Raw genomic sequence first — 12,479 nt, 5'->3', positions numbered from 1 at the left:
GAACCTTGGGCGCTACGCCCCTCCCTTGAGGGCCCTGCCCGCCAAGAGGAGTTCCCCTAGCTCCTCCTCCAAGGCCTTGGCCTCCCCCTCCGTGCGGGCCACCACCAGGATGGTGTCCTCACCCGCCAGGGTGCCCACGATCTCGTCCCGCTTTAGGCGGTCTAGGAGGAGGGCGATCCCCGAGGCGTGCCCCTCGGCGGTTTTCACCACCAGGATGTTCCCACCCCGGTCCACGTCCTTGACGAAAAGGCCAAACTGCCGTTTGAGTTCCTCGTATACGTCCTCGGGAAGCTCCACCGAGGGCAGGGCGTACTTGTGCCGTCCCTTGCCCAAAGCGATGCGGGCCAGGCGGAGTTCGGCGATGTCCCGGCTCACCGTGGCCTGGGTCACCTCAAAGCCCAGCTGCCGTAAGCGCTCCACCAACTCCTTCTGGGTGCCGATCTCCTCCCGGCTCACGATCTCCTGGATAGCGCGGTGCCGCTCGGCCTTGCTGCGCATATTCACCCCGTTAGGCTTTCCAAAACTCCTTGACGAAATCCAGTATACGGTGGGCCACCTGGCGCTTGGGCATCCGGGGAAGCTCCAACACCCGCCCATCCCTTAGGAGGAGGACCACCTCGTTTTCCAGGCTCCCAAACCCCACCCCTTCCCGGTTCACCCAGTTGAGGACGATGAGGTCCAGGTTCTTGCGCACAAGCTTCCCCCGGGCCCTCTCCAAACCCTCCCGGGTCTCCATGGCGAAGCCCACCAAAACCCTATCCCCCTTCTTTTCCCCCAACTCCTTGAGGATGTCGGGGTTGGGCACCAGGCGGAGGATTCGTTCCGCCTCCACCTTGGGCTCCTTGTCGGCCAGGGTGGTTTCGGGGCGGTAATCGGCCACCGCCGCCGCCATGACCACCGCCTCGGCCCAAGGGTACTGGGCCAGGATGGCCTCCCGCATCTCCAAGGCGCTTTCCACCCGCACCACCTGGACCCCCCAAGGGTCTGGGAGGGAGGTGGGGCCCGCCACCAAGACCACCTCCGCCCCCCTATCCCGGGCCGCCTCGGCCACGGCGTAACCCATGCGCCCCGAGGAGGGGTTGGAGAGGAAGCGCACGGGGTCCAGATACTCCCGGGTGGGCCCGGCGGAAACGATGAGCTTAAGGCCCTCCAGGTCCTTGGGCGTGAGGAAGGCTTCCAAACGTTCTAGAAGCTCCTCGGGCTCCAACATCCGCCCCCACCCCTCCCCTTCCCCCACGGCGGCAAGGGGGCCATGGGCGGGGCCGAAGAAGGCGTGGCCCAAGGCCTTGAGCCGCTCCACATGGCCCTGGGTCTGGGGAGCGAGCCACATGGCCTCGTTCATGGCCGGGGCCCAGGCCACCCGCTTGGCCCCGGCGAGGAGGGTGGCGGAAAGGAGGTCGTCCGCCAGGCCCAAGGCGGCCTTGGCCAGGGCATCGGCGGTGGCGGGGGCCACCAGGACCACCTCGGCCCAGCGGGCGAGCTCTATGTGGAGGGCCCGGCCGTGCGGCTGAAACCAAGCCTCCTCCGTGGCCACCTCCCCCCCGGCGGCCACCGCCAGGGAAAGGGGGGTGACGAAGGCCAAGGCCCGGGGGGTGGCGAGGACCCGCACCTCGTGCCCCGCCTGGCGGAGGAGGCGGAGGAGGTGGGGCACCTTGATGGCCGCCACCCCCCCGCTCGCCGCCACCAGGACCCGGGCCACCTAGCCCTCCTCTTCCACGGGGTAAAGCTTTTCCATCTCCTTCTGCAGCCGGTCCTCGGGAACCAGGTTCTCCCCGAAGACCAGCCGGCCGGTGTGGAGCTCCTTCATGGCCCAGGTCACGGGGTTGGGGTCGTCAAAGAGGCCCTCGAGGGTCCGCATCTTAGGCCTTTCCTCCGGCTCCAACACCGTGTTCTTGAAGCGGTGGCGCAAAAGCTGCTGCGCCCGCTTGGCCACCACCACGGTGAGCCGGTACTTGGAATCCACCATGCCGAGAAGCTTGTCAATGCCCGGTTCCGCCATAGTCCCTCCTTAAAATCTCGTCCAGTTCGCTTTCCAAATCGGGGTCCCGCTCCAAAGCCTTCTCAAGGGCCCAGGCCATCCGGGGGGTACGCCGCCTTTCGGCGGTGAGGATGGCCAAAAAGTCCGCCACCGCCTCCTCCAGCACATCGTTCACCACCACGTAGTCAAAGAGGTGGGCGTTTTGGATCTCCCACTCCGCCTGCGCCAAGCGCTTCGCAATCTTCTCCGGGCTATCCTTCCCCCGGTAGACCAGGCGGCGCTTGAGCTCGGAGAGGGAAGGGGGGAGGAGGAAGATCAGGACCGCTTCCGGCACCTTCTCCCGTACCTGCAAGGCCCCCTGCACCTCAATCTCCAAGAGGACGTCCTCCCCCCGGGCCAGGGCCCGCTCCACCGGGGCCCTGGGGGTGCCGTAGAGGTGGCCCACGTACTCGGCGTACTCCAAAAAGCCATCCTCTTTCCGAAGGGCCTCAAAGGTAGATCGGTCCACGAAGTAGTAGTCCACCCCATGCCGCTCCCCCGGCCTTGGGGAGCGGGTGGTCATGGAGATGGAGTAGAAAAGGCGGGTGCGCTCCAGCACCTTGGCCCGCACCGTCCCCTTCCCCACCCCGCTGGCCCCGGTCATGACAAAAAGGCGGCCCCGCATGGCCTTCACCCCGGGAGGATACCAAAAGGCCTAGGCTAGGGGCAAGGATTTTTGTGACATGGGCACCTTTCACCCATGGTACACTTGGGCCCGTGGCCTGGTACGAGGGTGCCTTCTTCTATCAGATCTTCCCCGACCGCTTCTTCCGGGCAGGACCGCCCGGCAAGCCCGCCCCCGCAGGCCCCTTGGAGCCTTGGGAAGCCCCGCCCACCTTAAGGGGCTTCAAGGGGGGGACGCTCTGGGGGGTAGCCGAGAAAATCCCCTACCTGGCGGAGCTCGGGGTGGAGGCCCTCTACCTCAACCCCATCTTCGCCTCCACCGCCAACCACCGCTACCACACGGTGGACTACTTCCAGGTGGACCCCCTCCTGGGCGGGAACGCCGCCTTTCGCCATCTCCTGGAGGTGGCCCACGCCCACGGGATCCGGGTCATCCTGGACGGGGTCTTCAACCACACGGGACGGGGCTTCTTCGCCTTCCAGCACCTTCTGGAAAACGGGGAGCAGAGCCCCTACCGGGACTGGTACCACGTCAAGGGGTTTCCCCTCCACGCCTATAGCCCCCACCCCAACTACGAGGCCTGGTGGGGCAACCCCGAGCTTCCCAAGCTCAAGGTGGAAACCCCGGCGGTGCGGGAGTATCTCCTCGCCGTGGCCGAGCACTGGATCCGCTTCGGGGCCGACGGTTGGCGGCTGGACGTACCCAACGAGATCCCAGACCCCGAGTTCTGGCGGGCCTTCCGCAGGCGGGTCAAGGGGGCGAACCCCGAGGCCTACATCGTGGGGGAGATCTGGGAGGAGGCGGATTTTTGGCTCCAGGGGGACATGTTTGACGCCACCATGAACTACCCCTTGGCCCGGGCCGTCCTGGGCTTCGTGGGAGGAGAGGCGCTGGACCAGGAGCTGGCGGGAAGGTGCGGCTTCGGCCGGATAGAACCCCTCCAGGCCCTGGCCTTTAGCCACCGCTTGGAAAACCTCTTCGCCCGCTACCGCCCAGAGGTGGTGCGGGCCCAGATGAACCTCCTCACCTCCCACGACACCCCCCGCCTCCTCACCCTCCTCAGGGGAAGCCTGGAGCGGGCCAGGCTCGCCCTCTCCCTCCTCTTCCTCCTGCCGGGAAGCCCCACGGTCTACTACGGGGAGGAGGTGGGCATGGAGGGGGGGCTGGACCCGGACAACCGGGGGGGCATGGTGTGGGCCGAGGAGAGGTGGCGGAAGGAGCTTTGGGAAACCGTGCGGCGGCTGGCCCACCTGCGCAAGGAGCACCCCGGGCTCCGCACCGCCCCCTACGGCAGGGTTTACGCCGTGGACGGGCACCTGGCCTTCACCCGGGGGCCCTACCTGGTGGTGGTGAACGCCACCCCCAGGCCCTTCCCCCAGGACATCCCCCTGCACGGGGCCCTACCCCGGGGGGCCCAGGCGGTGGACCTCCTCTCGGGGGCCCTCTGCGTTCCCAAGGGGGGCCGGCTTTGCGGCCCCGAGCTTCCCCCCTTTTCCGTGGCGGTCTGGGCCGAGATCTAAAGGGCCCCCTCAAAGCGGAGGAGCCAAAGCTTTAGCCCCTCCTGCCCGGCGAAGCCCCCAAGCCGCCCGTCCTGGTGGATGACCCGGTGGGCGGGCACCAGGAGGAAGAAGGGAGTAGCCCTGAGCGCCGCCCCCACCGCCCGGGGGGAAAGCCCCAGCTCCCGGGCGAGCGCCCCGTAGCTCGTGGTCTTCCCGTAGGGGATGCGGCGCACCCGCTCGTAAAGGCGCACCCGGGACGGGGAGAGGCCGGTGTAGTCCAGGGGGATGTCCAGAAAATCCGGGCGCCCCCCGGCGAAATAGGCGGCGAGGGCTTCCCTCACCCGCTCCGCCAGGGGGCCTTGCGCCTCCGGCCCCCGGGGGAAGAGGGCGGGCTCGAGGCGCACCACCCCCAAGGGGGAGAGGGCAAGCCAAAGGGGGCCTAGGGGTGTGGCGAGGAGCACCTAGGGCACCCCGGCCAGGAGGAGCTCGGAGAGGAAGGTGCCGGGGAAGTAATGGCCCAGGATCTCCCGGTGGTCAAAGCCCGCCTCCGCCATCCCCTTGGCCCCCCACTGGGAAAGCCCCACCCCGTGCCCCGCCCCCCGGCCCACCGCCTCAAAGCCCTGGAACTCGGCCAGGGCCGAGGGCAAGCCCATGAGGCGGAGAAGCCGCCCCGCCTCGGGCCCCTGGACCTCCACCCCCAGAAGGCGCACCCGCCAGGCCCGGCCCGAGGGGGTACGCTCCAGCACCTGGGGGGCCTCCTCCCCCCTCGGGGTGTAGCCCAAGGACCGAAGGGCCTTCTCCGCCCTTTCCTTGGGTACCGCCACCCGCCAGGCGCTCTTGGGACCCCTGGCGTAGGGATCGGGCCGGGGGCGGAGGTAGGGGAGGGCCACCTGGAACACCTCCTCGCTCCCCGCGGTCATGCCCCCAGAGTCGGCGTGGTAAAGGGCGGAGATGGCCTTACCCCCAAAGCTCAGGACCTGGCCCCGGGTGGCGGCCACCGCCTGGGCGTACCTGGGCTTTTCGGCGGCGAAACCCAGGTAGACCTGGCAGAGCTCGCTGGCGCAGAGGTCATAAGGGGCCTTGGGGTTCAGGCGGTTCACGGCGAAGGTGCGGGCCAGGACCGCCTGGGCCTTCAAGGCCTCCGGGGGGAAGCCCTCGGGCATCTCCCCGGGCAATACGCCGAGGAGGTAGTCCTCCAGGAGGACGAGGTTGACCACCAGGAGCTTCCCCCCCTGGGCGAGGAGCCGCACCCCACCCCGGTAGGGGCGGCCCTCGAGGGCGAAGTAGGGCACGTCCAGGTCAAAGGAGGGCTGGAGGCGCCCCCCCAAAACCACCCCCTCCCCCGTGGCGATGGCGCGCACCTCCCCGGAAGGGAGGCTTAGGCGCACCCCTTGGCCCTGGGGGACCTCCTGGAGGAGCACCCGGAGGAGGAGGTCTTTCCCCTGCCCCCATGCGGGGGGGAGGGCGAGAAGGGGCAGGAAAAGAAGGAGGATAAAGGGGCCAAACCGCGCCATAGCCTTTCTCCCCTATCCTACCCCAAGACCAGGGTGGCCTTGCCCTGGGACGGAGCCTCCTGCAGCCGGTCCAGGGCCTCCGGGTGCCGCAGGGCGTACATGGCGAAGGGGTAGACCCGCTCCTGGGGCTGGCCCAGGGGCAGGAGGTGGCGCTTAAGCCGCTCAAGATGGCCCATAAGGACCGCATCCCTCCCCATGCGGGCCCTCAGGAGCTTGCGCAAAAGCCTCTCCCCCTCCCCTGCAAGCCGCACCCGGAAGCGGCGGAAGGGACGCTCTAAGGTGGGTTCCAAATCCCTGGCCTGGGCCTCCCACGCCTCCAAGCGGGCGAGAAGCCCCCGAAGCTCCTCCTCCAAGGAGCGGTAACCCTCCCAAACGCCCCGCACCGCCCCCAAGAAGGCCTCCTCCCCCCTCTCCACCAAGGCCCAGGGGGAAAGGCGGTAGTTCTCCAGGATGCGCCGGATGGGGGGTTCCAGCGCCACCGCCTGGAGCCTCAGGAAAAGGGCGGGTACGGGGAGGCCATGGAGGGCGTAGACCCGGGAGAGCTCCGCCACGTAGCGGAACTCGTTGGGCCCCACCACAAACCCCGCCGTGGGGAGGACGAGGTCCTGGAAGACGGGCCTAAGCCCGGCGGCGGGGGTGAGGCGGGTGGGGTCTTGCCGTGCCACTTCCCAAAGCTCCCTGGCCGTGTAGCGCCGCACCCCATCGGTAAAGGCCCCGCCTTCGTAGAAGAGGAGGCGGCGGGCATCGGTTTCCAGGAAGAGGTTGGTGGCCCCGGGCTTCCGCCTTAGAGGGGGCTTTCCCCCCAGGGCCCGGATCCTCTCCGCCTCCTCGTTGATGGCCTGGGCGCTGGCTAAGGGGTCGGCAAGCTCCCGCTCCAGGGCCCCCAGGAAAAGAGGGGCGAGCTCCTCCGCCATGGGGTCAAAGGGGATGAGGCCCCTTGGGCCCAAGAAGGCGAGGAGGGTGCGGGCGAAGAACTCGGCCAAGGTCTTCCCCTCCAGGGCATAGGCCACCCGTGCGTCCCTGGCCCAAGGCCCAAGGAAGGCCTTTAGGTCCTCCAAGTAAGGGGCCAGGGGGATGCGCCCGGCGGGCAAGGGAGGCAGGGGGAGGGAAAGGGTGCGCACCTCCTCGCCCACAAGGAGGTGCAGGTGGCGCACCTCCTCCACGTCGTGGTCCTGGGAGGCCACCCAGAAGACCCCAGCCCCCCCCACCCCCTCGGCCAGGCGCAAGGCGGTGTGGGCCTTGTAGAAGACGAGGGCTGGCCCCCCCAAAAGCCCCGCCTGCTGCCCCGCCACCACCGCCCCCCGGGCAAGGCCTTCCAAGGCGGCCAAGGCTTCCTGGGGCGCCCCTAGGCGCTTCAAATAAGCCTTTAGGGCCTCGGCAAGCCCCGGGTGGCCCGCCCGGCCAAGGCGCGCCTTAAGGGCCTCTTCCCCTTGGGGCAAGCCCAGGAGGCGGGCCAAGAGGGCGGTTTCCATAGCTTTAAAGCCTATAGCGCCTCGGCCAAGCGGGCAAGGGCCTCCGGGTCCCGGAGCTCCACCCGCCGGTAGCCCAGGTCCACAAAGCCCTTTAGGGCCCACTCCCCCAGGAGCTTGGTCACGGTTTCCCGGGTAGCCCCCACCATGTGGGCCAGGTCCTGGTGGGAAAGGGCCACCTCCCCTTCCTGGGCCAGGGTAAGGAGAAGGCGGGCCAGGCGCTGGGCCACGGAGAGGTGGCGGGCCGCCCAAAGGGCCTCCTCCGCCCCCTTAAGCCTCCGGTAGAGGGCCCTTAAAAAAAAGGCCTCCACCTCCGGATAGCGCCTTACGGAACCGAGCTCCTCCACCTTGGCGAAAAGGAGTTCGGCGTAGGTAAGGGCGGTGGCCCCCGAAGTGCGCCTTCCTCCCCCCACCAAGGCCTCCTCCCCAAAAAGCCCCCCAGGCCCCACCACCCCCAAGGTGGCGGGCTCCCCTTCCGCCGAGCGGGGTCCCTCCAGCCAGACAAGCCCTTCCCGCACCAGGTACACCCCCTCCGCCCGGTCCCCCAGAGCGTAGAGGGGGGTACCCCGCAAGACCCTCTTGGGCTGGAACACCCTGGCCACCTCCCGCCGGGCCTCGAGGGAAAGCTCCTGGAACATGCCCCGAGTTTACAAAAAGAGGGGGGCTTCGGAGGAAGGGATAAGCCCCCGGGCCTCGGCCTCAGCGAAGAGCCGTTTCACCGCTTTTTCCCCTTCCTCCCCCACGTCCTGGCTGAACCCGTTCACATAGGTGCGCACATGGGCCCAGATCACCTCCTCCGAAAGCTCCTGGGCATGGGCTTTCAGGTAGGGAAGGGTTTCCTCGAGATGGGCAAAGGCGTATTCCAGGCTCCGCCGCACCGCCTCGTCCAGGGCCTGGATGAGCTCCTTCCCCAGATCCCGCCGGGCCAGGATGGCCCCCAAGGGAAGGGGCAGGCCCGTTTCCCCCTCCCACCACTCCCCCAGGTCCAGGACCCTGACCAGGCCGTACTCCGGGTAGGTGAAACGGCTTTCGTGGATGATGAGGCCTGCCTCCACCTCCCCTTGGGCCACCAGGGGCATGATCCGGTCGTAGCGCACCTCCACCGGCTCAAACCCTTCCGCGTACAGGAAGAGGAGCAAAAAAGCCGTGGTGTTCCGCCCGGGAATGGCCACCCGGGCTCCCTTCAGGCTCCTCAAGGGCTTTTTGGCCACCACCAAAGGGCCCACCCCTCTTCCCAAGGCTCCTCCGCTCCTCAGGGCCACATACCGGTCCCGCACCCTCCCATAGGCGGCATAGGAGAGCTTGGTCAGGGGTAGCCTCCCCTCCAAAGCCCAGCGGTTCAGGGTTTCCACGTCCTCCAAAACCGCCTCCACCGGAAGGGGGCTTTCCACAAGGCCATGGGTGAGGGCGTAGAAGATGAAGGTGTCGTTGGGGCAGGGGGAGTAGCCCAGCTTCAGAACCGGCGCCTCCATGAACCCTACTGTACCCCCTTGAGGGCTCGTTTGAAGAGCTCGGGGGCGAAGGCCTTGAGGGCTCTTAAAAACCCCGTGGCCCCCCGGGCCCGCCCCGGGATCACGTAGACCGGAACCCCCAGGCGCTCCGCCTCGAGGCGCACGGGCTCGGCGAAGTCGTGGCCCACATAGCTGGAAACGATCATCAGGCCATGGGCCTTCTCCAGGCGGTTCAGGATACGCCTCAGGGCCTCCTTGCCCACGCCAGCGCTGTCCGCATCAAACCAATCCACCTTAAGGCCCCGGGCCTCCAGGAAGGGAACGAGGCGGCTCCGGAGCTGGGTGTGGCCCCCCACCACCAGGAGGTGCTCCCCGTGGAAGCGGGGCAGGGCCTCTTCCAGAAGCTCCTCGGGGGTTTCCGCCGGAGGCTTGGCCTCCTCCCCCAGGGCCTTAAGCCCCCGGGCCACGGCCTTAAGCTCCTCCAGGTAGAGGAGGAGGCTCTCGTCGTGGGGCCTTAGGAAAAGGAGGTTCCGGAGAAGCTCCCGGGCAAGCTCCTGGTCCTTCTCCCGGTAAAGGGCCACCTCCAGGGCCTTCTGCCAGTACTCCGCCGCCTGCCGCCAGCTCCCCTGGGCCTCATGGTGCTCCGCCAGGTCAAAGAGGACCTCCAGGGCCTGGGGGTTTTGCGCAAGCTCTGCCCGCAAAAGGGCCTCCGCCTCCGCCGCCTGCCCCGAGGCGTAGAGGGCCGCCAGGTACTGCCCCCGCACCGCCTCCGCCTCCGGGCTTTCCCGGAAGGAGCGGGAAAGGCGGTAGGCCAGGGCGAGGAGCTCCAAAGGCGGCTCGGGGGTGCGGCCTAGGGCCTGGTAGAGGACGTGGAAGGCCGCCCAAGGACCTTCCAGCCGCTCCAAGAGGGAAAGAAGCCCCTTGAGGTCCTCCTCCGCCACCTCGCCGAGGCCCGCATCCCGGGCCCGGGAAAGGAGCTCCCGGGCCACGACCTCCTCCCCCCCCCTTAGGGCCTCCTGGGCCAGGCGGAAGAGGTAGGGGGCAGGATAGGCCTTTAGGGCGTGGGCCCTCTTGTGGTCGCCCAAAACCTCCTTCAAGGGGCGCCCCAGGGCCCGCTTTACCTCCGCCAGGTGGTGGTAGGCAAGCCCCGCCACCTCCCCTTCCCCGTGCTGGGCCGCCCGCTCCAGGAGGTACAGGGCTTCGCGGTGGCGCCCTTCCCGCTTGCGCAGAATCCCAAGGAGGAGCAGGGCCTCGGGGATCTCCGCCCGGGCCAAGGCCTCGGTGAGGTAGGGCTCCACCCCCTTAAGGTCCTCCCCCCGGTAGTCCAGGGGCGTGCGCAGGCGCAAGGCGGCCAAGGCCAGGCCCAAAAAACCCTCCGCCTCGTCCAGGTCAGCAAGCCGGCGGGCGTACCGCTCCGCCCGGGCGAAAAGCCCCTGGAGAAGGGCCGCCTTTAGGCCCAGCCGGAGCATCTCCCGGGTGAGGAGGCTTGGGGAGAGGTCCTCCACGAACTCCGCCCTACGGCTCACCTCCGCCCACTCCCCCTCCCGGGCGAAGCGGCGCATGCGCTCGGCGATGCGCTCCAAAGCTTCCCGCACGTAAAGCTCCGCCTCGGGCAGCCCCGACTCCACGAACTGCCTTAAGGCGTCGGCGTACCGCCCCTGGGCCAGGTAGACCCGCCCCAAGGCCAGGCGGTACCGCCCACCCCGCACCGCCAGGGCCTCGAGGCGCCCCTGGGCCCGGGCGTACTCCCCAAGCTCCACCAGCACCAAGGCCCTGAGGTCCTCCGCCTCCTCGGAAAGGGCCCGCCTCAAGGCCTCCTCCGCCTCGGCGAAGCGGGAAAGGGCGAAAAGCGCCTTCCCCCGGAGGTAGGCTGCCTCCCCTTCCCCCCCTTCGGGCAGGAGGGCGAGCACCTCGGCGTACTGCCCCGCCTCCAGGAGGGCCCGCACCCGCCCCAGGTCCGGCCCCTCCGCCAAGACCGCCACGGGCTCCAAGTTAGGCGCCTCCTCCAAGGCCTCCTCGGCCCACACCGCCTCCAAGACCTCGGGCCTGCGGGCGAGGACCAGGAAGTACTCCCCCTCCCCCACCCGCTCCACCGCCTGGAAGCCAAACCGCCTCAGGCCCTCCTCCACCCCCTCGGGGCTTTTCCCGAGGAAGGGGCCGTGGCCGTAGACGAGAAGCCCCCCGGGCTTCAGGAGCCGGGCGAAAAGGGGCAGGCGCTCAAAGAAAGAGAAGCGCTTCCAAAAGGCCTCGGGCTCCAGGCGGCTTTCCAGGTCCTGGTCCACGAGCCCCTCGGGGAAGACGGAGAGGAGAAGCAGGGTGTCAAAGGGGGGAAGGTCCACCTCCTCGGCCCAGCCCAGGTGCCACGCCACCTCGGGCACCCGCTTCCTGCCCAGGGCCACCGCCTCCTCCACCCCGTCCAGGGCGTGCCAGGAAAGCTCGGGCCGCTTCCTTTGCAGGTACCCCACCAGGGCCCCGGTGAAGGCCCCCACCTCCAGGACCCGCCCCTCCACCCGGGAAGGCACCTCCTTGGCGTAAAACTCCAAAAAGGGGAGGTGCATGCCGTAGACCAGGGCCTCCCCCTTGGGCACCTTGAGCACCTCCCGGTAGAAACTTCGCACCGCCTCCCTTCCCCCGCCCGCCAGGTAAGCCCGCCAGGCCTTGAGGAGGGGCTCCCGCCGGGCCGGGCTTCCCATGCGCTTGGCCAGTTCCGCCTCAAAGCGCCCCGGGGAAACGGGCCCCTGAACGGCAAAACGCTCCTTGAGGTAGAGCCTTAGCTCGTCGGGCATTTGCCGGGAGTGTACCAAAAAGGCAGGGGGGTGGTAAAGCCACCCCCCTGGGGGCGCCCAAGGCCTAAGCGGGCACTTCCCGCCGGAAGAGGTCGGCGTAGCGCCGCTTGGCCCGCATGGGGGCCCGGTGGTAGACGTAGGAGGCGAGGAGGGGGAAGGCCAGGGTGGCCTCGGCGAAGACCATCTGGGAAAGGGCGGCGTCCACCTTGCCCCAGCTTTGCGCCTCGGAAAGGGTGGAGCCGGAAAGCCCCCCATCCCGCTCATCGGCCACGGTGATCTGGATGGCGTACTTGTGCATCTCCACCGGGTGGCCCAAGACCTCCGCCGCCACCACGATGTCCTGGGCGAAGTTCTTGGGCACCCCGCCCCCGAGCATCACGAGCCCCGTGGTCCCCGCCTTGAGCTTGATCTCCGTGAGCTCGCGGAAATCCGCCACGGAGTCAATGGTCACGTGGGCCTTGGGGTTTTTCACCTGGTGGTAGACCAGGCCGAAGCCTGCGGAGGAGTCGGAGAAGGCAGGCACGAAGATGGGCACCCCCTCCTCGTAAGCAGCCCGGACGATGCTCTTCTCCCCCAGGCCCCTTTCCGCCAGGTAGCGGCCCATGTGCCAGATGAACTCCCGGCTGGAGTAGGGCCTAGGCTCCAGGGAATCGGCGATCTCGGCGATGGTGTAGTCCGTGTGGCGGAGCTCCTCCTCGTCGATGTAGGTGTCGTAGATGCGGTCGATCCAAAGCTGCCTAAGGGCTTCATCGTCAGCCTTGGGGTCTCCCTGGTAGTGGCGGTGGCCCAAGGCCTCAAAGAAGTCCTGGTCCACAATGTTGGCCCCGGTGGCCACGATAACGTCCACCAGGCCCTTCCGGATGAGGTCGTGGATGATGAGGCCCTGGCCCGCGGAAACCAGGCTCCCCGCCAGGGTGAGGATGACGCCGGCGTCGTCCTCCAGCATCCTGAGGTAGATCTCCGCCGCCCGGTAGAGGTTCCGGGCCTGGAAGGCAGTCTTGCCCATGGCCTCGAGGATGGGCCCAGCGTCAAAGGCCTTGATGTCTATGGGAACCACGGGCGTAGAGAGGAGTTCTTTCTTCTCCATCCTTCTCCTTTCTACGCGGGGTGGGCGTCGG

12 protein-coding genes are annotated in these 12,479 nt (G+C 68.4%); 1 reads left to right on the top strand and 11 read right to left on the bottom strand.

Annotation, left to right across the window (positions count from 1 at the left end):
- Positions 1 to 12 precede the first annotated feature (12 nt).
- From argR to gmk, 4 genes are read right to left on the bottom strand one after another with little or no spacing between them, the layout of a single operon-like run.
- Positions 13 to 498, bottom strand: a complete 486-nt coding sequence (argR, locus tag A0O31_RS07350; RefSeq protein ID WP_071677293.1) for an arginine repressor — start codon at positions 496 to 498, stop codon at positions 13 to 15.
- Positions 499 to 508: 10 nt separating this feature from the next.
- On the bottom strand, positions 509 to 1,699 hold the full coding sequence (gene coaBC / locus A0O31_RS07345; RefSeq protein ID WP_071677292.1) for a bifunctional phosphopantothenoylcysteine decarboxylase/phosphopantothenate--cysteine ligase CoaBC: 1,191 nt from the start codon (positions 1,697 to 1,699) through the stop codon (positions 509 to 511).
- Entirely contained in the window at positions 1,700 to 1,999 is a 300-nt protein-coding gene (gene rpoZ, locus A0O31_RS07340) for a DNA-directed RNA polymerase subunit omega (RefSeq protein WP_071677291.1), read from the bottom strand. It lies immediately after the preceding gene.
- Positions 1,980 to 2,642, bottom strand: coding sequence for a guanylate kinase (gene gmk, locus A0O31_RS07335; protein ID WP_071677290.1), 663 nt, complete (start codon positions 2,640 to 2,642; stop codon positions 1,980 to 1,982). Before gmk ends, rpoZ begins: the two co-directional genes overlap by 20 nt.
- A 92-nt stretch (positions 2,643 to 2,734) precedes the next feature.
- On the opposite strand from gmk, the gene A0O31_RS07330 reads away from it, so the two are divergent.
- Positions 2,735 to 4,162 (top strand): glycoside hydrolase family 13 protein, encoded by a 1,428-nt coding sequence (locus A0O31_RS07330; RefSeq protein ID WP_071677289.1) that lies wholly within the window; start codon positions 2,735 to 2,737, stop codon positions 4,160 to 4,162.
- Here the strand turns inward: A0O31_RS07330 and A0O31_RS07325 are convergent.
- The 7 genes from A0O31_RS07325 to A0O31_RS07295 all read right to left on the bottom strand — a co-directional run bounded on the left by A0O31_RS07325 (position 4,159) and on the right by A0O31_RS07295 (position 12,448).
- The gene (locus tag A0O31_RS07325; RefSeq protein WP_071677288.1) at positions 4,159 to 4,602 is read right to left on the bottom strand and encodes a methylated-DNA--[protein]-cysteine S-methyltransferase; all 444 of its coding nucleotides are present in this window, start codon (positions 4,600 to 4,602) and stop codon (positions 4,159 to 4,161) included. The genes A0O31_RS07330 and A0O31_RS07325 overlap by 4 nt on opposite strands.
- Positions 4,603 to 5,655 (bottom strand): SpoIID/LytB domain-containing protein, encoded by a 1,053-nt coding sequence (locus tag A0O31_RS07320; RefSeq protein WP_071677287.1) that lies wholly within the window; start codon positions 5,653 to 5,655, stop codon positions 4,603 to 4,605. It lies immediately after the preceding gene.
- Positions 5,656 to 5,672: 17 nt separating this feature from the next.
- A complete protein-coding gene (bshC, locus tag A0O31_RS07315; RefSeq protein ID WP_071677286.1) occupies positions 5,673 to 7,127 on the bottom strand; it encodes a bacillithiol biosynthesis cysteine-adding enzyme BshC in 1,455 nt (484 codons plus the stop codon).
- A gap of 11 nt (positions 7,128 to 7,138) precedes the next feature.
- A complete protein-coding gene (locus A0O31_RS07310) occupies positions 7,139 to 7,762 on the bottom strand; it encodes a Crp/Fnr family transcriptional regulator (protein WP_071677285.1) in 624 nt (207 codons plus the stop codon).
- Between the two features lie 9 nt (positions 7,763 to 7,771).
- Positions 7,772 to 8,596: a menaquinone biosynthesis family protein gene (locus tag A0O31_RS07305; RefSeq protein ID WP_071677284.1), complete on the bottom strand. Its 825-nt coding sequence runs from the start codon at positions 8,594 to 8,596 to the stop codon at positions 7,772 to 7,774.
- A gap of 5 nt (positions 8,597 to 8,601) precedes the next feature.
- Complete coding sequence (locus A0O31_RS07300; RefSeq protein ID WP_071677283.1) at positions 8,602 to 11,361, bottom strand: hypothetical protein; 2,760 nt, start codon at positions 11,359 to 11,361, stop codon at positions 8,602 to 8,604.
- 64 nt (positions 11,362 to 11,425) lie between these two features.
- Complete coding sequence (locus A0O31_RS07295) at positions 11,426 to 12,448, bottom strand: 1,9-bis(guanidino)-5-aza-nonane synthase (protein WP_071677282.1); 1,023 nt, start codon at positions 12,446 to 12,448, stop codon at positions 11,426 to 11,428.
- Between the last annotated feature and the right edge of the window lie 31 nt (positions 12,449 to 12,479).

Origin of the sequence: Thermus brockianus (assembly GCF_001880325.1) — a bacterium.
GTDB lineage: Bacteria > Deinococcota > Deinococci > Deinococcales > Thermaceae > Thermus > Thermus brockianus.
The sequence above is the reverse complement of the archived record's forward strand: the minus strand, read 5'-3'. Positions and strand labels throughout refer to the sequence as shown.